Consider the following 24,900-nt stretch of genomic DNA (forward strand, 5'->3'; position numbering starts at 1 on the left):
TGCGGAATGCGCATGTCCGCACCGGCGTCCTCCTCCGCCCCCGCGCCCGGGTCCCCACCGCCCGCGTACCCGGCGCCGGGTCCCCCACCGCCCCCGCCGCCGTACTCCGGCGGCTACTCCCCCGGGTACACGTCCGGTTACGAGCCCGCCTACGAACCGGCGTACGACCCCGGGTACGGCCGCGGCCAGGGCGGGTTCGGCTACGACCCGGACGCCACCGCGGCCGCCGAGCCCTGCCCCAACTGCGGCACCCCGCGCGAGGGCTACGCCCAGTTCTGCGAGGAGTGCCGCTACAACTTCGTCACCCAGGCGGGCACGACCTTCGTCCCGCAGGGGCCGCCCCCGCCGCCGGCCTCCCCCGGCTACCCGCCGGACGGGCCGCCGTACCAGCGCTACGAGTCGCAGCTGTCCCGCCCGTCCCAGATCAACCGCCCGGCGGAACCGCTCGCCCCCGAGTCGGTGACCTCCGGTTCGGGCGACTTCCTGCTCACACCGCCGAGCGCGCAGGACCCCGGTCACGGGCAGGCGGGCCCGGGCACCTGGACCGCCGTGATCGCCGCCGACCGCGACTACTTCACCGGCATGATGGCCCGCAGCGGCCCGGAGGCACGCGGGCTGTACTTCCCCTCGTACTCCCCCGAGCAGCGGCTGCCGCTGACGGGCCCGCAGATCACCGTCGGGCGCCGCCGGCACAGCACCGGCGAGGCCCCCGACATCGACCTGTCCCGGGCGCCCGAGGACCCGGGCGTCTCCCACAAGCACGCCGTGCTCGTGGAACAGCCCGACGGCAGCTGGTCGGTGGTGGACCAGGGCTCCACCAACGGCACCACCGTCAACGGCGGCGAGGACCCCATCGACCCCTTCGTGCCCGTCCCGCTGACGGACGGCGACCGCGTCCACGTCGGCGCCTGGACGACGATCACGGTCCTCCGCGACTGACCCCGGCCGGGCCCGGCACGGGCCGCAGCTCCCAGCGGTGCGGCCCGTCCGGGCGGTCCAGCCAGGTCCACTGGCGGCCCTCCGCCAGGCTCATGCCGAAGCGGTCCCGGGGCGGCCGGCCCTCGGCGCGCCACAGGACGTACGCCTCCTCGACGGCGGACCACAGGTCCCGCGGCCCGGAGAGCCGGACCGTGCCGTCCCGTGCGGCGTGCGCCGCGGAGCCGTCGGCGGCGGTGACCGTGGGGCCGCCCGGGGTCCAGTGGACCTCCGTGTCCCCGGCGTACAGGCCGAGCAGGAAGCGGAACAGCTCGTCCTCCAGGACCCGCGGCGGAGTGTCGCTGGCGCGGCTGCGGGCCGGGGCGGGCGCGGCGCCGGCCTCCCGGCGCGGGGCCGCTCCCGCGCCCCGCAGCGAGACGAAGTACGCGGGGGTGTGCAGGAAGCGCCCCTCGGCCCGCTCCGGTCCCGTCACCCGCAGTCCGATCAGCCCGCCCGCGAAGGGCGCCAGGATCAGTCCGCCGGGCCGGCACTGCCGCGGCCAGGCCTCCGGCACCGACGGGAGCTCGCACGTGGCGACGATCCGGTCGTAGGGCGCGCGCTGCGGGCAGCCCAGCGCCCCGTCCCCGGTGACCACCGCCACCGGGCGCCCGGCCGCCGCCAGGTGCGCACGTGCGCCCTCGGTGATCTCGGCGTCGAGGTCCACCGTGGTCACCGCCCCCGTGCCCAGGCGGTGCGCGAGCAGGGCGGCGTTGTAGCCGGTCCCTGCGCCGATCTCCAGCACCCGCTGCCCGTCCTCGATCCGCAGCGCCTCCAGCATGGCGGCCATCAGCGAGGGCTGGCTGCTGGAGGAGACCGGCTCCCCGCCCCTGACCAGTGTGATCAGCGGCACGTCTGCGTAGGCGCCGGACAGCCACCGGGACCGGCCGCGCGGGTCGGGGTCCTCGGCCGACAGCCGGGTGAACCCCCCGTCCGAGCGGGGCCGGTGGTAGACGGGCACGAACAGGTGCCGCGGCACCTCCTCGAACGCCGCCCGCCACCGCCGGTCCGCCGGGCCGCCTGCCGCGGCGATCCGGCGCACCAGCCGGGCCCGCAGCGGCCCCGCCGCGGCGGCGTACCGGTCGCCATCCGTCATACGACCACTCTGCGACGGTGACCCCCTCCGGACAACGCGGGCCGTCTGAGAGCATGGGAGGCGTGAATGAGATCCCGCGGGGCACCGTCGAGCAGCAGACGTTCTTCGAGGCGGTCGGCGGCGAGCCGACCTTCCGGCGGCTCGTCCGCCGCTTCTACGAGGGCGTCGCCGAGGACCCGATCCTGCGCCCCATGTACCCCGAGGAGGACCTCGGCCCCGCGGAGGACCGGCTGCGGCTGTTCCTCATGCAGTACTGGGGCGGCCCCCGCACGTACAGCGAGAACCGCGGCCACCCCCGGCTGCGGATGCGCCACGCACCCTTCACCGTCGACCGGGCCGCGCACGACGCGTGGCTGCTGCACATGCGCGCCGCCGTCGACGAGCTGGGCCTGGAGCCCGACCTCGAACGGCAACTGTGGGACTACCTCGTCTACGCGGCGGCGTCGATGGTGAACACCGCGGGCTGATTCCGTAGCCCGGATGTGTCACTATCCGGGACTGAACCTGCACGGACCGTGCCCCCTGACTATCCTTGGGTGCCCTCGACGGGTGATCAGGGGGACGGGTGACGATCAGCGCAGCGCTCGGTGACCGCGTCCCCTACCTCGCCCGGCTCGAGGACGGCCCGCGCGACGACCTGCTGTCGCTGGGACTCCCGCAGTCCCTGCCCCCGAACACCGTCGTGCTCCACGAGGGCGAGCCCTCCTCGCACGTCCTGCTGGTGCTGAGCGGCTGGCTGAAGGTCACCGCCTCGTCCGCGAACGGCCACGAGGCGCTGCTGGGGCTGCGCGGCCCGGGCGACGTCGTCGGCGAACTCGCCGCGGTGGACGGCTCCTTGCGGTCGGCCCGGGTGTCCACCCTGTACGCGGTACGGCTGGTCGCCGTCCGGTCCGCCGACTTCCTGCCGTTCCTTGAACGGCATCCGCGCGCCGCGATCGCCCTGCTCGGCGTGGTCGCCGACCGGCTGCGCGCCGCCGACCGCAACCGCCTGGAGGCCGCCGCCCACACGGTGCCCGAACGCCTCGCCCGGCTGCTGCTCGACCTGGCGGAACAGCACGGGGCCGAGGAACCCGAGGGCATCGCCATCACCGTGCCCCTCTCGCAGCGCGAACTCGCGGGCTCGGTGGGCGCCTCACGCGAGGCGGTGGCCAGGGTGCTCAGGGACTTCAGGGAACGCGGCGCGGTCACGACCCGCCGCCGGCTGGTGGTGGTCCTCCGGCCCCAGCTCCTGCGCCGCGTCGCCGGTTCTGTGCACACGGTCACAGATCCTCCGGGCAGGGTGACATCGCGGGCCGTACCCCCGCCCCCGACGATGGGTGGCACGTCCGGAGCGCGCGCCGTGTCCGGGGGAGGAGCGCGCTCCGGGCGCCCGGGGTCCCCACCCGCGGCGCCGGCGACCACGAGAGGGACGGGCGAGTGAACGATCCGGTGCACCAGACGATCCTGCTCTGCGACATCGAGGGCTCGGGACTCCGCGACGACGTGGAGAAACCCGTCGTCCGTCGCGTGATGTACGAGACCGTGCACGCCGCACTCGCGGCGGCGGGCGCGGAGCGCACGCAGTACCGGACCGAGGACCGGGGCGACGGCGTCATGCTGCTCGTCGACCCCTCCGTGCCCCGGCCGCGGCTGCTCCACGCGGTGCTGCACCACCTTCCCGAGGACCTGGCCGGCCGCAACCGGCTGGCCGCGCCCGGGGTCCGGGTGCGGCTGCGCGTCGTGCTGCACGGCGGTGAGGTCGGCCAGGACCCCGACGGGGTGCACGGCTCGGACCTGGACGCCGCCTTCCGCATGCTCGACTGCGAACCGCTGCGGGCCGCGTTACGGGAGTCGGCGGCACCGGTCGCCGTCGCGGTCTCCGGGTTCGTGCACTCCGCGACCGTGCGGCACGGCTACCCGGGCATCGACCCCTCGGCGTTCCACCACGAGGAGTTCACGTCCAAGGAGGGCCCCGTGGGGATCTGGGTGCACGCCCCGCACCGCCCGGCCGCGGCCGGCGCCACCGCCACCGCCACCGCCATCGACACCGAGCCGGTGTCCTCGCGGCAGCCCGCACCGTCGCAGCAGCCCTCGCAGGCCCCGCCGCCCGAAGCCGCACCCCCACGGGCGCCGGCCCCCGAGGGCCCGGTGGTCTTCAACGCCGGAACGGTCCACGGCGACCAGTTCACCGGCGGCAAGCACATCTACCACGACGGCCGGAGGTGACCGCCGTGGACGCACCCCGGTCCCCCGCCGCCGACGGGGAGGCGGAACGGCACCCCGGGCCGGAGCAGGCCCCGCCCCGGCAGCGCGGCGCGGACGAGGCGGCACGGGTCCCCCACCGTCCCGGCGCCGCGAACGCCCGGGAGGAACCGCCCGAGGAGGACGCTCCGGACGAACCCGGCCTGCTCGGCCGGCTGCGCGGCGGCGGGCAGCGCCTGCACGCCGGCTCGGTGGGCGGCGACCAGTTCACCGGCGGCAAGCACCACCACCACTACGGCTCCCCGTCGGGTGCCCACGCGGACCGCCCCGGCCCCGTGGCCGACGCCGAACTCGACCGGCTCGCCCGGGTCTACGTCCCCGGGCCGGGTCACGACGGCGCCTGCGCCGAACTGGACCGGCGCTCCCTGGTCGTCCTTCAGGGGCCGGTGGGCTCGGGCCGCAAGGCCGCCGGGCTGCGGCTGCTGCGCGGCGGCGGCGGCCGCGTCCTGCGGCTGGACCCCGACACCAATCTGCAGGAGTTCCCGTACGCCGATTCCGAACCGGCGGGCTACCTGCTGCCGGAGCCGGTCAGCCCCGACAACCGGCCGCTCGGGGCCAGCCGGCTGGACGCGCTGGCCGGCCGGCTCGCCGCGCACGGCAGCCGCATGGTGATCGTCGTCGACCCGCTGACGGCCCTGAACCGGGTGCGGACGGTCACCTGGCGGCTGGCGGAGCCCGAACAGGTGCTCCGCAGCCACCTGCGGCACGAACTGGTCGCCGTCCGGCGCGAGCCCGAGGGTGCCGACCCGGAGCGGCTGCTGGCCCTGCCGCAGACGCAGCGGCTGCTGCGGTCCTGCCCCGGGCCCGCCCGTACCGCCGCCTTCGCCCGGCTGCTCGTCGCGCTGCTGGACGGCCGGGCCGGCGACGAGGCGCTGGACCGCTTCGTCGACGACGCCGCCCGGCAGATGGTGACGCGGATCCTGGACGGCGCCGACACCGACCCGCGCGACAAGGCCTTCCTGATCGCGCTGGCGGTCTTCGAGGAGTGCTCGTTCCACGAGGTCGTGGAGCGGGCCGACCGGCTGGCGCTGATCCTCAGGGAGGCCGAGAACCCCCGGCGGCACCTGGGCCTGCCGCGCTTCGACCGCGACCGCGGCCGGCTGCTGGAGCTCACCCGCTCCGAGGAGCTGCCCGCCCACGAGACCACCGCCTGGGGCCGGGTGCCGTCCACCGCGGTCGTCTTCCAGGACCCCCGCGCCCGGGAGCTGGTGCTGCGCCACCTGTGGCTCGAACACCCCTCCGCGCGCGAGCCCTTCGCGCGCTGGCTCCACGAACTCGCCGGTTCCCCGGTCGGCCTGCACCGCGTCCGCGCGGCCGAGACCGCCGGGAAGCTGCTGCCCGTGGACTTCAGCGGCGTCTTCCACTCCCTGGTCGACCCCTGGTCGGCCGGCCGGGCCCGGCGCCCGCGGCAACTGGCCGCCTGGGCGCTGCAGATCGCGGCCGAGGGCGGGCTCCTCGCCCTCGTCCAGGCGCTGCTGCACGACTGGAGCGAGCGGGGCTCGGCGGCCCGCCGCTGGACCGCCGCCCGCACCTACGCCACCTTCGGCGTCGACCACCCCAGGTCCGCGCTGGCCGACCTCCGGCTGGTCGCGCGCCGCGCGGGCGGCGACGAACTGCGCGCGGTGGTCCTGGAGACCCTGCGCGCCCTGATCGTCGGCGGCTGGCCCGGCCCGGTGCTGGAGACCCTGGTGGACTGGGCGACGGACGACTCCCCGGAGTTGCGCGACGCCTGCGCCGAGGGGTTCCTCATGGCGACCGGCGTCTGGGACGAGGGCGTCGACGGCACCGACCCGTGGCCGCGGCTGCTGCGCACCGGCCTCGACGAGGGCGGCACGGACGACCCGGCGGCGGGGGCCGCCGTCCGCGCCCTGTGGCAGGTGCTGCTCGCCTCCCCCGCCACCGGGGAGGGCGCCGTCGGGGCGCTGTACGCGTGGCTGGCGGCGGCCGACCGGACGGAGGGCATGACCGGCGGCCTCGCCCGGTTCCTCCCGCTGCTCGTCCGCTCCGAGCGCGACCGCCGGCGCCTGGACCAACTGGTGCGCAGGACAGCGCAGGCGGGCGACCTCTCGGACCCGGCGCTGCGCGAACTGCGCCGGGCCCTGGGCACGTTCGACGCGCCGACGCCGGCCTGGCCCGTGACAACCCCGTAAGGCAACCGACCGCGCGAGACAGGAAGAAGTGGACAGCATGACCCAACCGCCGTGGTGGGGGCCCCAGCAGCCCGACCCGAACGCCTGGCAGCACAACCAGGCCCAGCAGGCCTGGCGGCAGCCGCAGGGCGTACCGCGCCCCTGGCCGGGCGGCCAGGGGCCGGTGGGGCCGCCTCCCGGCCCCGTCAACAACCCGGTCGACGGGCCGCGGCCGCTGAGCTTCCTCGACAGCATGATCCGCAAGCCGACGGCCGCCGCCGACACGGTCATGATCTTCGTGAACGCGTCCAACGAGCTGATCGTCAGCGGGTCGCCGGGCGACCAGCGCGGCCAGGAGCCGCTGTGGCGGGTCTACCGCTCGTACTACGAGGTCAACATGGGCCGGCACGCCCTGCCCGTCGGCGGGTCGGTGCCCAGCCAGGGCGACCACTTCCACTTCCTGTCGGAGGTGGACGTGCACTGGCAGGTCGCCGATCCGGTGCGCGTGGTGCGGGAGGGCCTCCACGACGTACGGGCGGCGCTGCAGCCTCTGCTGCTCGGCCGGATCCGGGCCGTCACCCGCCGCTTCGACATCGAGCGCTGCGCCGACGCCGAGGACGCCGTCAACGAGGCCCTGACCGGGCAGCCCATCGGTCCCGAACTCGGCCTGCGCACCTGGTGCACCGTGCGGCTGGCCCTGGACAAGGCCTCCCAGGAGTACCTGGTCACGCTCCGCCAGCGGGAACGCGAGTACGTCACCGCCGCGAGCGACTACAAGGTCGCCGCGGCCAAGCAGCACTACGACCAGCAGCTGACCGGCGCCGCCGCCGCCTTCTACGCCCAGTACCTCCAGGACGGCGACGTCGCCCGCTTCGCGGTGCAGCTCGCCAAGGACCCGGCCCAGGCGCCCCAGGTGATCGCCGCCATGAACGAGCAGGACCGGCAGCAACTCGGGCTCAAGGCCGACATGATCAAGCAGCTGATCGACCAGGGGCACCTGCAGCCGCACGACTTCGAGGAGCCGCTGGACCTCGCGGTGGAACAGCTGCGCCAACTCCTCCAGGGCGCGCCCCGGCAGCTCCCGCCGCAGGCCGGACCCGGCCCCGGCCCCGCACCGGGTCCGGGGCCCCAGGACCCGCCCCCGCACCCCGGCGCACACCCGGCCCCGCCGCCCCAGGCGCCGCCGATGCCGCCCCGGCCCCCGGCCGACGGCGGCTACGGGTACCCGCGGTGACCGCGGCGGACACCGAGGACGCCCGGGCCCCGGCCGCGGAGGGCGCTCCCGCGGCCGCGGACGGCGAAGTCGCCGAGCAGGCACGTCATCTGCTCGCCGGCACCCGGGAGGAGATCACCCGCGCCGACAGCAAGGCCGCCATCCTGCTCGGCTCCGTCGGCCTCACCGGCGGTGCGCTGACCGGCATCCTGGCGGCCCGTCAGTGGGACCCGGGCCGGCTCCCGGCCGCCGGGACCGTCCTGTGGTGGTGCGCCGTCGGCGCCTGGGTGATCTCGCTGGTCATGCTCATCGCGGCGGTTCTGCCGCGCCGCATCCGCAGCGACTGGCAGCCCGGCCGGCCCCTGGTCTTCTTCGCCGACGTCGTGCGGACCGGCGGCGGCGAGCCGCTGCGCCGCGCGCTGGAGCACACCGCGCGCGACCCGATGACCTCGCTGCTCCCCGCCCTGGTCTCCGCGAGCGGGATCGCCGTCGTCAAGCACCGCTGTGTGCTCCTGGGCGCGGTGGCGTTCGCCGTCGCCGTGCTCACCGGGCTCGCGGCGGTCGTCGTCGGTTAGCGGACCGGGCTCACCGACAGCCCCGGCAGGCCGCGCCGTACGGCGACCGAGCCGTACGGCGTGCGCAGCCGCAGCCACGGGCCGGCGGCGAGCAGCAGCACCGCGGGCTGCTCCGAGGTGCGCGGCGCGGGGACGACGGTGCGGACCGGGCGGAGGAAGCCCAGCGCGTGGGCGGCGTGCACCACGCGCAGCGGCAGGCCGGTGGCGCCGAGCTGCCGGGACCAGATGTCGTCGGCGATGGCGTCCAGTTCGGCCCGCGTACGGCTCTCGGGCCGCAGGGCCTCGCTGCGGTCGCGGAACTCCGTCACCGCGGCCGCGGCCACGGCGCGTACGTCCTCCGCGGACGGCAGGCCCCGCACCGGCTCCCAGCCGCCGCGCGGCGGGAGCAGTCCGGCCCAGGCCGGCCCGGTGACGGCCGCGGGCACGGCGACCGTGCCCGTCACGTCGTCGATGCCGTCGAGCAACTGGCCCGCGGAGACCGTCGAGTCCAGGTCTCCGGCGGCCCCGTCCAGTTCGGCGGTGCGGACGGCCAGGACCCCGCCGCCGAACGGCGGCTGCCCGAACACGGCGAGCACCGTGCCCGATGCGCGCAGCCGGACGACGGCGGCCTTGTCCCAGTGGAGCAGCCGGGCCAGGAAGGCGGCGAAACCGTCCGCCTCCCTGGCATCGGCGAGTCGCAGGGGTGCCGTCATGCGGCAACGGCCCCCTCGCCGGCCTCACCGGACCCGTTCGCGCTGTCGTCGTAGTACGCCTCCAGGAAGGACCGCTCCTCCGCCGTGATCCGGCGCGGCCGGCCCTTCTCCAGGTTGTACGGCACGACGATCGTGGACGCGCGGACGTAGACCACGTCCGCGTCCTTGACCTCGTACGCGACGGTCAGTGAGGCGGCTCCCACCTTGGTCACCCACGTCTCCACGGTCACCGGCTCATGCCGGTGCACCAGCGGACGCAGGTAGTCGATCTCGTGACGGGCCACGACCGACCCTCCCGTGAACGACGCGCTGCCCTCCCCGGGCGCCAGCCGGAACATGAAGTCGATCCGGGCCTCCTCCAGGTAGCGGAGGAAGACCACGTTGTTGACGTGCCCGAAGGCGTCCATGTCCGACCAGCGCAGCGGGCAGCGGTAGATGTGCCGGGCCATCTCCCGCTCAGCCCCGGGTGAGCTTCTTGTAGGTGGCGCGGTGCGGCCGGGCCGCGTCGGCGCCGAGCCGCTCGATCTTGTTCTTCTCGTACGACTCGAAGTTGCCCTCGAACCAGAACCACTTGGACTCGCCCTCGTAGGCGAGGATGTGGGTGGCCACCCGGTCCAGGAACCAGCGGTCGTGGGAGACGACCACGGCGCAGCCGGGGAAGTCCAGCAGCGCGTTCTCCAGCGAGGACAGGGTCTCGACGTCGAGGTCGTTCGTCGGCTCGTCGAGGAGCAGGAGGTTGCCGCCCTGCTTGAGGGTGAGCGCCAGGTTGAGGCGGTTGCGCTCGCCGCCGGAGAGGATGCCGGCCGGCTTCTGCTGGTCCGGGCCCTTGAAGCCGAAGGCGCTGACGTACGCGCGGGACGGCATCTCGACCTGGCCCACGTTGATGTAGTCCAGCTCGTCGGACACGACCGCCCAGAGGGTCTTCTTGGGGTCGATGTTGGCGCGGGTCTGGTCCACGTAGGAGATCTTGACCGTCTCGCCGACCTTGATCGACCCGGAGTCCGGGGCCTCCAGGCCCTGGATCATCTTGAACAGCGTGGTCTTGCCGGCGCCGTTGGGGCCGATGACGCCCACGATGCCGTTGCGCGGCAGCGTGAAGGACAGGTCGTCGATGAGGACCTTCTCGCCGAACGCCTTGGAGAGGTTGTTCACCTCGACCACGATGCTGCCCAGCCGCGGGCCCGGCGGGATCTGGATCTCCTCGAAGTCGAGCTTGCGCATCTTCTCGGCTTCGGCGGCCATCTCCTCGTAACGGGCGAGGCGGGCCTTGGACTTGGCCTGGCGGCCCTTGGCGTTGGAGCGGACCCACTCCAGCTCGTCCTTGAGCCGCTTGGCGCGCTTGGCGTCCTTCTGGCCCTCGACCTTGAGACGGGACTGCTTGGTCTCCAGGTACGTGGAGTAGTTGCCCTGGTACGGGTAGGCGCGGCCGCGGTCGAGCTCGAGGATCCACTCGGCGACGTTGTCCAGGAAGTACCGGTCGTGGGTGATCGCCACGACGGTGCCCGCGTACTTGGCCAGGTGCTGCTCCAGCCACTGCACGGACTCGGCGTCCAGGTGGTTGGTGGGCTCGTCGAGCAGCAGCAGGTCGGGGGCCTCCAGCAGCAGCTTGCAGAGCGCGACGCGGCGCTTCTCACCACCGGAGAGGTTGACCACGGGCCAGTCGCCGGGCGGGCAGCCGAGGGCGTCCATCGCCTGCTCCAGCTGGGCGTCCAGGTCCCAGGCGTTGGCGTGGTCCAGCTCCTCCTGCAGCTTGCCCATCTCGTCGAGCAGCGCGTCGGAGTAGTCGGTCGCCATCAGCTCGGCGATCTCGTTGAACCGGTCCAGCTTGGCCTTGACCGGGCCCACACCGTCCTGGACGTTCTCCAGCACGGTCTTGGACTCGTCCAGCGGGGGCTCCTGCAGCAGGATGCCGACCGAGTATCCGGGTGAGATGTACGCGTCGCCGTTGGACGGCTGCTCCAGACCCGCCATGATCTTGAGCACGGTGGACTTACCGGCACCGTTGGGTCCCACGACACCGATCTTCGCGCCGGGCAGGAAGTTCAGGGTGACGTCGTCGAGGATCACCTTGTCGCCGTGCGCCTTGCGCGTCTTGCGCATGGTGTAGATGAACTCAGCCAAGAGAAACCGTCCGGCATTCGATGTGTGGGCAGATACACCCCATCTTGCCAGCCGTCCACCCCCGGGCGGAAACGAGTACCCGCACACCGCCCCGCACCCGGCTGACCAGCGCCCGCGCGGCGCCCGGATCCGGAGACGGATCACGGACGGTCCGTACCGGGCCGCGTCCGGACCGGCGGGGCTCCGCGTCGGTGGACCGCCCGGCCGGGGCGGCCGGCGGTCCGGTGCGGGCGACGTCCTCATGGGGAGCGGCACGGCGACGGTCCGCCCGTAGGGCGGGCGGCCGTAGGAGACGTGCGGCGAAGCCGGGCGGAGGCGTTCGCCCGACCAGGCGACGGCCCGCTGTGCCAGGACTCAGCGGGCCTTGCGGCGCGGGGCGTGCCTGCCCTGGGCGGGTTCCTGGGCGTCGTCCGGCGGGGGCGTCCCGCCGTCCCCGAAGTCCGGGGCCTGGAAGGGGTTCGTCGCCGGGGGCGGGGATGCCGCGCTCACGGAGCGCGGTTGCCCTTCCGGGGCGGAGAACAGCGACGTCGAATCGATGAGAGGTGTCCCTTTCGTCTCGGACCCCGGCGGGGCCTGCCGTGCCGTGAACCGGCACGGCGGTCCTACAGCTTGGTCATCTTGCTGTACGGGCTCGGGATCCGCAGCTGCGTGGACCCGAAGTCCACCAGCGCCGCGGTTCCCTCGTCGATGCCGATCACCCGGCCGAGGCCGTAGATGTCGTGCGTGACCTGGTCGCCCACGGCGAAGACCTTCGGGGCCGGCGCGACCGGCGCCTTGAAGGGGCTGGTGGGCAAATGACGCTTCGGTGCAGGAGGCTTTGTCATTGCCCCCAGTATGCACCCGCGAAACGCGGCGGCGACCGGCTCCCGGGGCACACGAGGCGGATCGTCGCGCTCGGACCCCGCGAGGGGGCCCGGCCTGCCCGCCGGAGGCCGGACGGGCGGGGCTGCCGCACGGGAGGCCGTGGGCCCCGTACCCTTCGTGTTGTCTATGGCGTCACATAGAGGGCGCCAAACCTGGAGGCAATACCTCGTGCTGATCGCTCAGCGTCCGTCACTGACCGAAGAGGTCGTCGACGAGTTCCGCTCCCGGTTCGTGATCGAGCCGCTGGAGCCGGGCTTCGGCTACACCCTCGGCAACTCGCTCCGCCGCACCCTCCTGTCGTCGATCCCGGGTGCCGCGGTCACCTCGGTCCGGATCGACGGCGTCCTGCACGAGTTCACCACCGTGCCGGGCGTCAAGGAGGACGTCACCGACCTCATCCTCAACATCAAGCAGCTCGTGATCTCCTCGGAGCACGACGAGCCGGTCGTGATGTACCTGCGCAAGCAGGGCCCGGGGTTGGTCACCGCCGCCGACATCGCGCCCCCGGCCGGTGTCGAGGTGCACAACCCCGACCTCGCGCTCGCCACGCTGAACGGCAAGGGCAAGCTGGAGATGGAGCTGACCGTGGAACGCGGTCGCGGCTACGTCTCGGCCGTGCAGAACAAGCAGGTGGGCCAGGAGATCGGCCGCATCCCGGTCGACTCCATCTACAGCCCGGTGCTCAAGGTCACCTACAAGGTCGAGGCGACCCGTGTCGAGCAGCGCACCGACTTCGACAAGCTGATCGTCGACGTCGAGACCAAGCAGGCCATGCGTCCCCGTGACGCCATGGCCTCGGCCGGCAAGACCCTCGTCGAGCTGTTCGGTCTCGCCCGCGAGCTGAACGTCGACGCCGAGGGCATCGACATGGGCCCGTCCCCGACGGACGCCGCCCTCGCCGCCGACATGGCGCTGCCGATCGAGGAGCTGGAGCTCACCGTCCGCTCCTACAACTGCCTCAAGCGCGAGGGAGTTCACTCGGTGGGTGAGCTCCTGGCACGTTCCGAGGCGGACCTGCTCGACATCCGCAACTTCGGTGCGAAGTCGATCGACGAGGTCAAGGCGAAGCTGGCCGGCCTGGGCCTGGCCCTCAAGGACAGCCCGCCCGGATTCGACCCGACCGCCGCCGCCTTCGGCGCGGACGACCGCGCGGACGCGGGGTTCGTGGAGACCGAGCAGTACTGAGTCCCGGACACCGGGTCCCGGGCACCGGGACCTGGGTCCTGAGTCTTGGATCCTGAGCATGTGAACAGCCCCCTCGAAGATCGCTCCGAGGGGGCTGTTCGCTGCTCGGCGCGCGCCCGCGGGGCGCGGTGAAGGGGGCGGAGGTCTGTCGACCTCCGCCCCCTTCACTCATGAGCGGCCTGTGGGGTCAGTTCACTCGGCGGAGGGGGCCGCCTTCTTCTTGCGGAGGAAGAACACCGCGCCGCCACCGAGGACGACCAGGGCGATCGCGATGCCGGCGATCACCGGGGTGGCGCTGCTCGAACCGGTCTCGGCGAGGTCACCGCCGGTCGTGGAGCCGGTGTCGGCCGTGCCCTCGGAGGAGCCGCCGGCCGAGGCCGGGCTCGGCGAGGAGGACGGGGTGTCGCCGCCGCTGCCCGCGGTCTCGCAGTCGAGGACGCCCTCGAAGGTCTTCTCGAAGCCCTCGGGGCCGGTGATGGTCACCTTGTAGGGCTGGTCCTCGGCCACCGGCACGGTGATGGTCTCGGACTTGCCGGCCTCGACCGTGTACTCCTTGTCGGCCAGGTTGAAGGTGAACGGCTGGTCACCCTCGTTGGCGGCCGTCACGTCCAGGCCGCTCTTGGCGCAGTTGACCTCGGCGGAGACCGCCGGGATCGGGCCCTTGGCGGCCCAGGTGCCGGTCGCCGTCGCGGAGACCGAGCTGTCGCTGGAACCGGCGAGGATCTGGACCTGCGTGGTGCTGTCGATGCCCGTGAAGGCGCGGCCGACCGGCAGCTTGGTGTTGGCGGTGGCCGTCAGCGAGGTCGTCCCGTCGGCGGTGCCGGCCGCGACGTCGAAGTAGAGCTCGTCGCCGTTCTTCGCGGAGGTGACCGCGGTGCCGTTCTTGTCGGTGACCTTGACGCCGGAGGGGTTGCTGGGCGCGGGGCTCACCTGGACGGTGGAGGCGTTGGTGTTGACCTTGATCGGACCGAGCAGGTCACCGGCCTTGCCGGAGACGGCCGGCGGGTCGAGGGTCAGCGACGCCGCGGGCTCCTTGAGGTCCTCGGCATGCCCCTCCAGCCAGTCCGCGAGCTGCTCGGCGAGCGGGTCGACGGCGGTCACGTCGGCCTTGTCGGAGAAGCGCCAGATGGCCACCTGGGTACCGGCGGCGGCGAGCTCCGGGGTCAGGGCGCCGTCCTCGATCCCGGCCGTCTTCTGCAGGGCGGAGAGGTCGTCGACCTGGGGGTAGGAGTTCTGCAGGATCCAGTTGATCTTCCCCGCGTCGACGTTGTCGTGCAGGCTCGACTGGTCCCAGGAGACTTCCTTGTACTTGGCCTTGGTCTGGGTGGGGTTCTTGATGTCGATGCAGTACGTCTGGATCGTGCCGCCGCCGTCGACGGACATCTCGAAGAGGCCGGCACTGACCTTCTCCGGCTCCTTGCCCTTCTCCTTGATCTCGGCCTGGGCGGCGGTCTTCAGACCACCGAGGGTCGCCGTCGCACCGGGCGCGGTGGGGGTCGCGTCGTCCGCGATGGCGGACCCGGCAGCAGCTATGGAACCAGTGGCGAGGAGCCCGGAGGCCACCATCGCGACGGCAAGACGGGCAGCTCCCCGCCTCCGTACAGTGAACATGAATTTCCCCTCCGTGCGAGGCTGGTCGTGGGGTGGGCCTCGCCGACAGCTGTGGATCCCCGCGGAAAGCCGGGGTATCGCTGAATCCTAGGAACCAACCGCACCAAAGCCACCGGGATTCACGGTCGCCCGAGAATTCGAATCGCAATCGTTACCCGCGCGTAGGCATGAACGTGAAATTGTCGATAAATCATCGACACTTTCCCGCGGGGCGAATGCCCAGCTGTCCGGCTTATCCGGACAGTGCGGCCAGCGGATCGCCCACGAGCGGCTCCCCAGCGCCCCCGGAATTCGGAACCGTGAGTTCCGGCCGGGCCGCGGACAGCCGCCGGAACGCCGAGGTGCCCCGCGTCAGATCGTGGCCGCAGGCGAACGCGTCGACGTCGGCCGAGATCCAGTGCCGCCCGTCGCGCTCCTCCTCACGCACCCTCAGGCGCCCCTGGACGAGCAGCGGTTCGCCGACCCCGACCGAGGCCACGACGTTCTCCCCCAGCTGCCGCCAGGCCCACACCGTGTAGAAGCTGGTGTGCCCGTCGGACCAGCCGCCGCGCTCGCGGTCCCAGCGGCGCGCGGTCGTCGCCAGGCGGAACCTGGCGACCGGGACACCCGTGGGCGTCTTCCGGAATTCCGGCCTGGTGGCGACATTCCCCACGACGGTGACCAGTGTCTCGTTCATTGCCGATGCTCCCCCGTTGCCGTCGCCGGCCGGCGGCCCCCTGCCGCCGGCCCCGCGATGGCTCCATGGTGCGCCCTCCCCGCCCCCCGTGGAGAAATCGGATTCAACCTGTGGATTACTGACCCGTTGTGGACAACTCCGTCACCCGGAAGTGGTTTCCGGCGAGCACCCCGTACTGCTCCCGCACTTCCCGGTAGCGCAGCAATTCCGCCGCCAGCGGTTCCAGCACCCGCGCCCGCCCGCAGTCGGCCGCCGCGTCGGACATCCGCCGCTCGGCGGCCTGACCGTGCCTCCGCGCCGGGCCGCGGGCCGCGAACCGGCTCACCCGGGTGAGCAGCGGACCGCCCAGGGCGCCCACCGCCAGCAGCACGGGAGGCAGCCACCACGGCAGACGCAGCGCGCCCGCGGCCGCCACCGTCCCGGACACCAGCGCGGCCGTCGCGAGCAGCGCCAGCAGCCACTGTGCCGTACCGATCGCCGACCACCACCGGGGACGCGGCGGCTCGTCCGGCGCCGCCCGTTCCACCGCCGCGTCCAGCGCCTCCGGAAGCGTGCGGCCGCCGCGCCGCGCCGCCTCCCGCACCGCCTGCGCCCACGGAGCGGGCATCCCCTCCACGGCTTCCGCCGCGACCGCGCGCACCGCCTCGTCGACCGAGGCGCGGGACGCCGACAGCGCCGGACGCCGCCCGTCGAGGCCGTCGTCGTCCGGCTCCCCGCCGCGGACCCGGCGCAGGTGCCGCCACGGGGTGCCGCACGCCTCGTCGGCGGCCCTGGCCCAGGCACGCTCCGCCGCCCGGCCCGCCGCCGCGGCGCCCACGGCGTGCGCGAGGCTCGCCGTGAAGTCCTCGCGGGCCCGGTCGGTGAGGCCCGCCACCGCCTCGGCGACGTACAGCGGGCGCAACCGCTCGGCGAGACCGTCCACGTCCGCGGACAGCCGCCGGCTCGCGGCGGCCCGTTCGGTCACGACCTGTCCGATGGCCGCCCTCAGCTCCGCGACGCCGTCGCCGCTCAGCGCCGAGACGGCCAGCACCATGGCGCCGTCCTCGCCGTGTTCGCCGACGGCGAGCCCGTCGTCGTCGAGCAGCCGCCGCAAATCGTCCAGGACCTGCTCGACGGCCTCCTCCGGGAGCCGGTCGATCTGGTTGAGGACGACGATCGTCACGTCGGCGTGCCCGGCCAGCGGCCGCAGGTAGCGCTCGTGCAGGGCGGCGTCCGCGTACTTCTCGGGGTCGAGCACCCACACGATCACGTCGACGAGCTTGAGCACCCGGTCCACCTGGTCGCGGTGGGCGGTCGCCGCCGAGTCGTGGTCCGGCAGGTCGAGCAGGACCAGGCCGGCGGGCCCGTCGTCCGTGCGCTCCGCCCCCTCGTCCAGGACGCTGTGCCGGGCGAACCGTGCCTTGGGCGCGATGCCGAGCCGGTCCAGCAGCCCGGAGGCGCCCCGGGGGTCCCAGGCGCAGGCGATCGGCGCCGAGGTGGTGGGACGGCGGACGCCGATCCGCGACAGGTCCAGCTCCGTCAGCGCGTTGAACAGGGACGACTTCCCGCTGCCCGTCGCCCCGGCCAGCGCCACCACCGTGTGGTCGGCGGAGAGCCGGCGCCGGTCGCCGACCCGTTCGAGCAGCTCCCCGGCCCCGTCGAGCGCCTCGTGGCTCACCCGGGTGCGCGACAGCCCGAGCAGTTCCGACAGCGCGTCCACCCGCTCCGTGAGCACCTGATCACCTCTCCTGCAGTCCGTACGACTTCTGCACGACCGAAAGCTCCGCGATCAGCGAGGCCTGCTGGCCCGCCGTCACATCGAGTGCGTCCACCGGGAGCACCCGCAGTTCGCGCTCCGCGTCGAGCACGTCCCCGACGAGCCGGTCCAGCTCCTCGCGCGCCCGGTCGCCGGACCGCAGCGCCGCGTGCGCCCCGACGAGGGAGGCGAGCCGCTCGCCCGCGACCGTTCCCTTGCGGCCGCCGAGCACGGCGACGGCGATCAGCGCCGCAGCGTGCTGCGGGTCCACTCCGTCGGCGCTCCCGCGGACCGCCTGGTGCGCCAGGCGGTTCACCGTGAACCCCCACGTGTCGACGGCGTCCTCGATCCGCTCGGCGGCGTCGTCGGCCGCCGCCTCCGGGTCGGTGTCCTCCGCCAAGGCGGTGCCCGCGCGGTCGCCGCGCCAGGCGTCGAGGGTGCGCTCGTCCGCCGTGGCGACCTCCGTCCGCAGCAGCGCGGCCAGGCTCTCGGCCAGGGCGGACAGCAGGGCCGCCGGGCCGCAGTCCGGGTAGCCGCGCCAGCTGCCCAGGGCCTCCCCGGAGAGCAGCGCCCCGGCGTCCACGGCCTCCTGGACGCGCGACTCGGCCTCGTCGTAGGCGTCGTCCACCCGGCGGGTCAGGCGCACCGCCGCGGCATGCTGCGCGGCCGAAGCGCCGGCCAGTTCCGGGAGCCGGTTGCCGAGCGACCCCAGGACCCCGGACGCGGTGCGCCGCACCGCCTGGTGCCGTGCCGCCGGGTCCTCGGCGCAGTGCGCGAGCCAGCTGCCGAGCGCCGCCACCGCGGTGTGCGGCAGCAGCCCGCCGGACCCGGCGGATTCGGGCAGCTCCGGGACGGTGAAGCGCGGCACGTCCCCGAGCCCGGCGCGGGTCAGCAGGGCCGCGTAGTGCTGGGAGACGTCCTCGGCGATCTGGTGCGGCACCCGGTCCAGGACGGTGGCCAGGGTGACGTCGTACTCCTTGGCCGTACGGAGCAGATGCCACGGCACGGCGTCGGCGTAGCGCGACGCGGTGGTCACCAGGATCCAGATGTCGGCGGCGCAGAGCAGTTCGGCGGCGAGCTCGCGGTTGCGGGAGACGAGGGAGTCGATGTCGGGCGCGTCCAGCACGGCGAGGCCGCGCGGCAGCGTGTCGTCGGTCTCCAGACGCAGCCAGAGCCGGGTCCCCTCCGCCTCGCGCTCCTCGTCGCTCCCGTCCGCACCGTCCTCCCCGTCGGCGTCGGCGGCGGTCCGGGGCCGCGGTGCCCAGGCACGGGCCAGGCCCGGCAGGACGCGCGGGTCGGCGAACCACGCGCGGTCCTGGGGGTGGCACACCAGCACCGGGGTACGGGTGGTGGGGCGCAGCACGCCCGCGTCGCTCACCCGCCGCCCGATCAGCGAGTTCACGAGGGTCGACTTCCCCGCCCCCGTAGAGCCGCCCACCACGGCCAGCAGCGGCGCTTCGGGTGCCTTCAGCCGGGGCACCAGATAGTCGTCGAGCTGCGCCAGCAGTTCCAGTCGTGTGCGGCGGGCCCGCTCGGCACCGGGAAGGGGAAGGGGAAAACGCGCGTCCGCGACGCGGTCGCGCAGAGCCGACAGCGCGTCGAGGAGTTCGGGCCGTACATCCAAGATCGCCACAGTGGCAGAATGCCCCATTTTGATGGGTTTTTGAAGCGTATTCCGCCTAGTTCACGCCTTTCGGCCCGCAAGAAGCCCGGAACGGGACAGAAGGGCCGGAAGAGACACCGGCATAACGAGTGCACAACAGCCGCCGACTGAGGCGCCAAAACTGGTGCGACATTCGCACCTGCCTGCGATTATCAGACCGCTTCACCGAACCTACACAACGTGTCATGAAGGCGAAGCAACCGGCCGCACATGAGCCTCGCCCTATCCTTGTCCCCGGCAAGGTCACGGAACCGTCGACACAAGGGGCGGGTTCGGTCGCGGCCAACGTCCGGCCCCCGTAGCTCAGTGGATAGAGCAGGCGCCTTCTAAGCGCTTGGCCGCAGGTTCGAGTCCTGCCGGGGGCACGTCTTGCGCCCCTCCCTCAGGGAGGGGCTTTTTGCTGGTCGCAGGCTTGCCGGGGCGAGCGCCGCAGCGGTCGGGGCACCTGCGCGTGATCGCGGGGGCGCCCCGGTGCCGTCCGGGCGCCACCGGGTTCACGCGGGCGGCTCCGACGCGCGGGTGCCGGGGTTCCGGCGGGCGGGACGCGGTCTCCCCCGCCCCTCGATCCGGCTCCGGTGGTCCCCGAGCCGACCCGCGGCACAACGCGCGTAGGCGGCAGGCGAAACCGGGCCGCCGCTGCCCGCCCGATCGGCGCCGCGGGCCCGCGGGACACCCGCCCCACGCCACCGGGCCGGGCAGACACTCCGCAGGTCACGGCCACGATCGCCGAACAGCGGGGCGTACTCGCCGGCGCGGGGGCCCGCTGCCGCGCGGCGCGCGGGGCACGGCGGAAAACCGACCCCGCGAGGCCGTCCCCGTGCTATCCGGGCAGGAGCGGATCCGCGGGGCTCGGGCCCTCGGCTTCCCCCGTACGGCACGGCACGGGTGCCGCCCGCTCGGCACGCAGCCGCCGGGCTCCGCCTGCTCAGCCCAGTTGCTCGGCCAGTCCGACGATGATGCCCTCCGGGCCGCGGACGTAGCAGAGCAGATAACTGTCCTCGAACCGGGCGATCCCGCCCAGGAGTTCGGCGCCGTGCGGGCGCAGGCGGGCGACGGTGTCCTCGATGTCGTCCACCGCGAACATGACGCGGTGCGTACCCAGGACGTTGTGCGGCCGGTCGCGCGGCCCGGCACCGATCGCGGCGGGGCTGCGGTACTTCGCCAGCTCGAGCCGGCTGCGGCCGTCCGGGGTCCGGACCATCGCGATGTCGCAGTGCACGCCGTCGAGTCCGGTGCACTGGTCGGCGAAGGGGCCCTGGACCTCCGCCCTGCCCTCCAGCTCCATGCCGAGCTCCACGAAGAACGCGACGGCGGCGTCCAGGTCCTCGACGACGATGCCGACGTTGTCCATCCGCTGAATCGCCATGCCGGTCTCTCCCTCTTCCTCGTGCGGCCGGTGCGGCCGCTGGTGTCCCTGGGACGGAGCCGATCACACGTCCTCGACATCCGCGGACCGCCGGACCCGGGGGGATCCATCCGGAGGCACCAACCCGCCCGCCAGGGTAGGCATGCCCGGCCGGAACCCCCGGCGGGAGCGCCGTGGCCGCAGGGGTCTCTGCCCGGCAGGAGCTTGCCGCCCGGAGTGCTCCGGCGCCGGTGGACGTCGTGGCCGACCGTGGTCGGCTGGGGCGTCCACCGGCGGGGCTGTGGGGGCTGCCGGGGTTCGGGTCAGATGACGGTCAGCGTCAGGACCGCCGTGTACGTGCCGGGCGGCGTGGAGCTCGGGGCGTCGAGGTCGAGGCCGGCCCCGACGTCCGTGGTACCGGGGCCGACTCCGCTGGCCAGCGTCCGGACGTCCTTGAGCCCGCTGCCGTCGCCGGGGGCGACCGGGGCGCCCGCCGTGACGGACCGGACGTTGCCGCGGTCGACGATCGCGGGGGCCCAGGTCAGGCTGCTCCCGTCGAGGACGCCTCCGGCCTGGCCCCTGAAGTCGCCGACCTGGCCCGAAGCCGTCCAGTCGATGTTGCCGGGGCGGGTGTCCGTGACGGTGACCGGGGTCATCTGCCCCGTGGTGTGCAGGTACTCGCCCGAGGGGTCGAGCCGCGGACCGGGCAACTCGACGTGCGCGTCACCCGCCACGGAGATCAGCAGCGCCCCCGGCGCGAGGGTCGTCGTGATCGACTGCGTCCGGCCGCCGGGGACGCTGCCGTCGCACGGCGTGCTGCCCACCCGGTCGCAGGGGGACGGGTAAGGGGCCGTCAGCGCCAGGGTGTTGGTGCCGTCGGTGGAGAAGGTGGGGTTGTGGCAGCTCTTGATGTCGATGCTCTGGACGTCGACGCCGGGAATCCTGCGGACCTGGTTCAGGCCCGCCTGGACGAGGTTGATGGGCAGTGGCGAGTAGCCCAGCTTGTCCACGTGCTGCTGCCCCTGGCAGAGGAAGTAGTACGCGAAGGCACCGAGGGACTCGCCCTTCTGCAGGGTGAAGTTGCGCTCCACCTTGGTCGGGACGATCGCGTAGCCGTACCCGGAGAGGGGGTAGGCGCGCGGGTCCGTGCTGTCGTAGACGCCGTCGAGGGCCTGCGTCAGGTAGTCGGGCGAGGAGCTGTCCTCGTTGATCCGCGCCTTCAGAAGGGCGACCGCGACGTTCTGCGCGGTGGGCGCGACGTAGTACCCGGCCTTGTTGAGCACCTTGGCGACGGGGGACCCAGTCGTGATCGCCGCGTAGGAGTACTCGACGTACGTGATGGTGCCCACGTTGCGGGACTGCGCCACGTAGCCGGACACGCCGTTCGAGCCTGCCAGGCGGACGAAGCTGCTGCCCGGCGCGACAGGGTAGAGCGACGCCGTCCCGCAGGGGGTGCTGCGGCCCGCCTCGCGGCAGTAGTCGTCCCACAGCGACGGGTACTGCTTGCTCATCCAGGTGCTGAACTGCGCCGTGGTACCGGAACTGTCGGAGCGCACCACCGGGACGACCCGGCGGGCGGGCAGCGTGGCGGCCAGCGCCGGGTTGTCGGCCTTGATGGCGGGATCGTTCCACATCGTGATCCGGCCGGTGAAGACCTTGGCGATGACCTCGCCGGACAGCCGCAGGTCGGTGACGCGCCGGCCGCCGATGCTCAGGTTGTACATGAACGACGTGCCACCGGCGACGATCGGCATGTACGCGTACTGGCGCGACGGCGGCGGGTCGGCGACGCCGGAGTCGTCGAGGCCGTAGGGGACATCGGAGGCGGCGAAGTCCACGGTGCCGTTGCGGAACTGGTTGCGGCCGTCCGACGAGCCCGTGCCGTTGTAGTTCACGTGCATGCCGTCCTGCTGGACGTCGGCACGCCACTGGTCGAGCGCGTTCTGGCTCCAGGTCGACCCGGCACCAGAGATCGGTACGTGTGTCGCGGCGGTCGCCGGGGGAGCGCCGAACAGGACGGCGGCAAGGAGGGAGAGGGCGGTGACGATGGTCGGACGTACGAAGAGTGCCGGACGCGGGCCGGGCATGGCGGGTGACTCCTGATCGGTGTGGAGGGGTGCGGGCAGTGGTGGTGGTGCGGTTGCGGGTGACCGGAGGGCCTGGGGTGGGCGCGCCTGCTCATGCGCGCTCGACGTCCCGGTGCGGACCCGCACCGGCGGATCATCTGCCGCTGATCGCCGACCGCTTGCCATGAACCGTCGTTCCCCCCTGTCGCGGGGCACGGTGTCCGTGCCCCGACCGCGATCGAGGGTCACTCCCCGTGCCCGACCGCATCGCGCAAGGATGCGCGGCCGGCCGCAACCCGGGGCGGCGGAAAGGTGAAGGCCGAACAGCGAACGCACCAACGGCGGGACCCCGGTGGCCCGGGTCCGCGACGGCTCCCTCAGCCCGTCACGCGGTCGATCGTCTCCAGGACGTCCGCCCAGGGAAGGCCGCGCCCGCCGGGCGCGTCGCCCGGTTCCGGCAGGGGTCGTGCGTCCGGGTCGGGCAGCAGGTGGACGCCCGCCGCGCGGAGGGTCGCGAGGTGGCCCGGCCACGCGGGGTGGCGGGCGTGGGCCGCGCTGACGACGGGGACGGCCACGAGCGGCACGTGCGGGGTGCCGAGGACCTCGGCGAGCAGGGTGAGGGCCTGGTTGTCGGCGATGCCGAGGACGAGCTTGGCCAGGGTGTCGGCGTCGGCCGGGGCCAGCACGCAGCAGTCCGGGTCCGGATGGGGCCGCGGCTCGCCGGGGAGCCGCGACCGGTCGCGTACGGGCAGGCCGGTGGCGTCGCGCAGCCGCCCGGTCTCGCCCGATTCACGCAGCCGGAGTGCGGCGGCCGGGGTGAGAGTGACGGCGACGCGCCAGCCGCGGGCGATCGCGGGCAGCACGAGTCCCTCGCGCAGGGTCTCGACGCCGTCGGCGGCCGAGCCGACGACGGCGAGGACCCCGCGGGCCGGCCGGGCCCGCGGTGGGGACGTGTACGAAGGCATGACCACCCCTTACCCGAACCGGCCCTCCACGTAGTCGGCCGTCCGCGGGTCGGTCGGGCTGCCGAACATGGCCGTGGTGGGGCCGTGCTCCACGATGCCACCGGGCGTGCCCTGTTCGGCGAGGAAGAAGGCGCACTGGTCCGAGACGCGGGCGGCCTGCTGCATGTTGTGGGTGACGATCACGATCGTGACCTCGTGGGCCAGTTCGCGGATCGTCTCCTCGATGCGCCGGGTCGAGGTGGGGTCCAGGGCCGAGCAGGGCTCGTCCATCAGCAGCACCTTGGGCCGTACGGCCAGCGAGCGGGCGATGCACAGACGCTGCTGCTGACCGCCGGAGAGGGCGCCGCCGGGCTGGCGCAGCCGGGCCCGGACCTCCTTCCAGAGGCCGGCCTTGGTCAGGCACTCCTCGACGAGGTCGTCCTTCAGGGAGTCCCGGACCCGCTGGCCGGTGAGCTTGAGGCCCGCGGTGACGTTGTCGTAGATCGACATCGCCGGGAAGGGGTTGGGCTTCTGGAAGACCATGCCGATGCGGCGGCGGGCCTCGGTGAGGCGGCGTCCGCGGGCGTAGATGTCCTCGCCGTCCAGCAGGACCTCGCCGGCCAGGGAGGCGGAGGGCACGAGCTCGTGCATGCGGTTGAGGGTCCGCAGGAAGGTGGACTTTCCGCAGCCCGAGGGGCCGATGAGGGCGGTGACCTGCCCGGCGGGCATGGTCAGGGAGACCCGTTCGAGGACCTTGTGGTCGCCGAACCAGCACGAGATGCGGCGGGCCTCCAGGGTCGCGCCGGCGTGGGCGTCCTCGGCGATCGGCGGGAGCGGGATGGTGGTCTCGGTCACGAACGGGTCCTCACATCAGGTTGGGCAGGAGCAGTGCCGCGTGGTCCGCGACGAGGAGGCCGAGCAGGCCGAGCACGGGGACGCCGACGACCCAGGCGTGCCGCCGTCCCCAGCGGGCGTGGGCCCAGGCGAGACCGGCGGCGGCGAGGAGCATGGCCTGGCCCCACAGGACGACCGGCAGCCAGGCGGACTCCTGGACGGCCATCGCGGCCTCTTCGGCGGGCAGCGCGCCGGCCGGAACGGCGGGGGCGGAGGCGGGCTGGACGTCGGACATCAGGTCCGCGTCCACCCGCAGGATGCCCTTCGGCATGAAGGGGGTGCCCTCGGCGGTGATCAGCGTCAGGCGGCCCTTGCCGGCCGCGGGCGGCGCGGGCTGGGGGTCACCGGCGCGGCGGACCGCGACGACGCGGTAGCGGTGCACGCCCTGACCGGTGGTCACGGTGAGCTGCTCGCCCGGGTGGAGACCGCCGAGGTGCCGGAACGGGCCGCCGTAGGTCGCCTGGCGCCCCATGATGACGCTGACGCCGGCCTGGCCGGGCAGCGGGGTGTCGCGGCGGTGGCCCGGGCCACGGGTCAGGACCTCCGAGGTGGTGCCCTCGCCGACGACCTCGCGCAGGCCGAGCCCGGGGACGGAGAGCACCGCCACCGGGGTGCCGGAGGTCAGCGGCTTGAGGCCGTCGCCCGAGCCGCCCACGGGTGCCACGCCGTTGGCGAGGTCGTTGCGCAGGGCGGCGTAGTCGACCTGCTGGTCGCGGGCGTGGCGGACCTGGCCGAGCAGGCCCACGTCCACGACGAAGCCGAGGAGCAGGGCCGCCAGGATGCTCAGTGCCGCACCGGTGACCCGCAGGCCGGGCGCGGGCCCGGCGCCGGTGGGGTGGGGTGCCGCTGCCGTCGGAGAGCTCGCCGATGAGGGTGGT

At 73.8% G+C, this 24,900-nt stretch carries 23 protein-coding genes and 1 tRNA gene; 9 read left to right on the forward strand and 15 right to left on the reverse strand.

What is annotated here, in order from left to right:
- Positions 1–6: 6 nt before the first annotated feature.
- Positions 7–939, forward strand: coding sequence for an FHA domain-containing protein (locus ABZ479_RS13270; protein WP_500461669.1), 933 nt, complete (start codon positions 7–9; stop codon positions 937–939).
- On the opposite strand, the gene ABZ479_RS13275 is transcribed toward ABZ479_RS13270, so the two are convergent.
- Positions 920–2,068, reverse strand: coding sequence for a methyltransferase domain-containing protein (locus ABZ479_RS13275; RefSeq protein ID WP_500461670.1), 1,149 nt, complete (start codon positions 2,066–2,068; stop codon positions 920–922). The two genes, ABZ479_RS13270 and ABZ479_RS13275, sit on opposite strands and share 20 nt — an antisense overlap.
- 62 nt (positions 2,069–2,130) lie before the next feature.
- Between ABZ479_RS13275 and ABZ479_RS13280 the strand changes: the two genes are divergently transcribed.
- The 6 genes from ABZ479_RS13280 (at position 2,131) to ABZ479_RS13305 (ending at position 8,226) form a co-directional block, all read left to right on the forward strand.
- Positions 2,131–2,535, forward strand: a complete 405-nt coding sequence (locus ABZ479_RS13280; RefSeq protein ID WP_500461671.1) for a globin — start codon at positions 2,131–2,133, stop codon at positions 2,533–2,535.
- A 98-nt stretch (positions 2,536–2,633) separates the two neighbouring features.
- Positions 2,634–3,488 (forward strand): Crp/Fnr family transcriptional regulator, encoded by an 855-nt coding sequence (locus tag ABZ479_RS13285; RefSeq protein WP_500461672.1) that lies wholly within the window; start codon positions 2,634–2,636, stop codon positions 3,486–3,488.
- Complete coding sequence (locus tag ABZ479_RS13290) at positions 3,485–4,273, forward strand: hypothetical protein (protein WP_500461673.1); 789 nt, start codon at positions 3,485–3,487, stop codon at positions 4,271–4,273. Before ABZ479_RS13285 ends, ABZ479_RS13290 begins: the two co-directional genes overlap by 4 nt.
- 5 nt (positions 4,274–4,278) lie before the next feature.
- Positions 4,279–6,459: a hypothetical protein gene (locus ABZ479_RS13295; protein ID WP_500461674.1), complete on the forward strand. Its 2,181-nt coding sequence runs from the start codon at positions 4,279–4,281 to the stop codon at positions 6,457–6,459.
- A 37-nt stretch (positions 6,460–6,496) separates the two neighbouring features.
- The gene (locus ABZ479_RS13300) at positions 6,497–7,672 is read left to right on the forward strand and encodes a hypothetical protein (RefSeq protein ID WP_499599029.1); all 1,176 of its coding nucleotides are present in this window, start codon (positions 6,497–6,499) and stop codon (positions 7,670–7,672) included.
- Complete coding sequence (locus ABZ479_RS13305; protein ID WP_500461675.1) at positions 7,669–8,226, forward strand: Pycsar system effector family protein; 558 nt, start codon at positions 7,669–7,671, stop codon at positions 8,224–8,226. Before ABZ479_RS13300 ends, ABZ479_RS13305 begins: the two co-directional genes overlap by 4 nt.
- Here the strand turns inward: ABZ479_RS13305 and ABZ479_RS13310 are convergent.
- The 5 genes from ABZ479_RS13310 to ABZ479_RS13330 all read right to left on the reverse strand — a co-directional run bounded on the left by ABZ479_RS13310 (position 8,223) and on the right by ABZ479_RS13330 (position 11,863).
- Entirely contained in the window at positions 8,223–8,918 is a 696-nt protein-coding gene (locus ABZ479_RS13310; protein WP_500461676.1) for a DUF8185 domain-containing protein, read from the reverse strand. The genes ABZ479_RS13305 and ABZ479_RS13310 overlap by 4 nt on opposite strands.
- Positions 8,915–9,367, reverse strand: a complete 453-nt coding sequence (locus ABZ479_RS13315) for an acyl-CoA thioesterase (RefSeq protein WP_499599032.1) — start codon at positions 9,365–9,367, stop codon at positions 8,915–8,917. The genes ABZ479_RS13310 and ABZ479_RS13315 overlap by 4 nt, the downstream gene beginning before the upstream one ends.
- A gap of 7 nt (positions 9,368–9,374) precedes the next feature.
- Positions 9,375–11,039: an energy-dependent translational throttle protein EttA gene (ettA, locus tag ABZ479_RS13320; protein WP_406264897.1), complete on the reverse strand. Its 1,665-nt coding sequence runs from the start codon at positions 11,037–11,039 to the stop codon at positions 9,375–9,377.
- Between the two features lie 354 nt (positions 11,040–11,393).
- Positions 11,394–11,528, reverse strand: coding sequence for a hypothetical protein (locus ABZ479_RS13325; protein WP_500461677.1), 135 nt, complete (start codon positions 11,526–11,528; stop codon positions 11,394–11,396).
- 113 nt (positions 11,529–11,641) lie between these two features.
- Positions 11,642–11,863 carry a hypothetical protein gene (locus tag ABZ479_RS13330; RefSeq protein WP_499599037.1) on the reverse strand — a complete coding sequence of 74 codons (222 nt, stop codon included), beginning with the start codon at positions 11,861–11,863 and terminating at the stop codon, positions 11,642–11,644.
- Positions 11,864–12,071: 208 nt separating this feature from the next.
- Between ABZ479_RS13330 and ABZ479_RS13335 the strand changes: the two genes are divergently transcribed.
- Entirely contained in the window at positions 12,072–13,088 is a 1,017-nt protein-coding gene (locus ABZ479_RS13335) for a DNA-directed RNA polymerase subunit alpha (protein WP_500461678.1), read from the forward strand.
- Between the two features lie 192 nt (positions 13,089–13,280).
- Here the strand turns inward: ABZ479_RS13335 and ABZ479_RS13340 are convergent, their stop codons facing one another.
- The 4 genes from ABZ479_RS13340 to ABZ479_RS13355 form a co-directional block, all read right to left on the reverse strand.
- A complete protein-coding gene (locus tag ABZ479_RS13340) occupies positions 13,281–14,699 on the reverse strand; it encodes an LAETG motif-containing sortase-dependent surface protein (RefSeq protein WP_500461679.1) in 1,419 nt (472 codons plus the stop codon).
- A 232-nt stretch (positions 14,700–14,931) separates the two neighbouring features.
- Positions 14,932–15,375 (reverse strand): single-stranded DNA-binding protein, encoded by a 444-nt coding sequence (locus ABZ479_RS13345; RefSeq protein WP_499599042.1) that lies wholly within the window; start codon positions 15,373–15,375, stop codon positions 14,932–14,934.
- Between the two features lie 115 nt (positions 15,376–15,490).
- Positions 15,491–17,089, reverse strand: a complete 1,599-nt coding sequence (locus tag ABZ479_RS13350; RefSeq protein WP_500461680.1) for a GTPase — start codon at positions 17,087–17,089, stop codon at positions 15,491–15,493.
- Between the two features lie 4 nt (positions 17,090–17,093).
- Positions 17,094–18,761, reverse strand: coding sequence for a dynamin family protein (locus ABZ479_RS13355; protein ID WP_500461681.1), 1,668 nt, complete (start codon positions 18,759–18,761; stop codon positions 17,094–17,096).
- Positions 18,762–19,065: 304 nt separating this feature from the next.
- Here ABZ479_RS13355 and ABZ479_RS13360 point away from each other — a divergent pair.
- Positions 19,066–19,138: transfer RNA gene (locus ABZ479_RS13360), tRNA-Arg, on the forward strand.
- A gap of 560 nt (positions 19,139–19,698) precedes the next feature.
- On the opposite strand, the gene ABZ479_RS13365 is transcribed toward ABZ479_RS13360, so the two are convergent.
- The 5 genes from ABZ479_RS13365 to ABZ479_RS13385 all read right to left on the reverse strand — a co-directional run.
- On the reverse strand, positions 19,699–20,139 hold the full coding sequence (locus tag ABZ479_RS13365) for a VOC family protein (RefSeq protein ID WP_500461682.1): 441 nt from the start codon (positions 20,137–20,139) through the stop codon (positions 19,699–19,701).
- A gap of 302 nt (positions 20,140–20,441) precedes the next feature.
- Positions 20,442–22,205, reverse strand: a complete 1,764-nt coding sequence (pstS, locus tag ABZ479_RS13370) for a phosphate ABC transporter substrate-binding protein PstS (protein WP_500461683.1) — start codon at positions 22,203–22,205, stop codon at positions 20,442–20,444.
- Between the two features lie 356 nt (positions 22,206–22,561).
- Positions 22,562–23,149 carry a flavoprotein gene (locus tag ABZ479_RS13375; protein ID WP_500461684.1) on the reverse strand — a complete coding sequence of 196 codons (588 nt, stop codon included), beginning with the start codon at positions 23,147–23,149 and terminating at the stop codon, positions 22,562–22,564.
- A gap of 9 nt (positions 23,150–23,158) precedes the next feature.
- Complete coding sequence (locus tag ABZ479_RS13380; RefSeq protein WP_500461696.1) at positions 23,159–23,923, reverse strand: phosphate ABC transporter ATP-binding protein; 765 nt, start codon at positions 23,921–23,923, stop codon at positions 23,159–23,161.
- Between the two features lie 70 nt (positions 23,924–23,993).
- Positions 23,994–24,900: sortase domain-containing protein (locus ABZ479_RS13385; RefSeq protein WP_500461685.1), on the reverse strand; the 907-nt coding region annotated here is incomplete at its 5' end.

The organism is Streptomyces sp. NPDC005722 (assembly GCF_040630935.1).
In the GTDB taxonomy this organism is placed as follows: Bacteria; Actinomycetota; Actinomycetes; order Streptomycetales; family Streptomycetaceae; genus Actinacidiphila.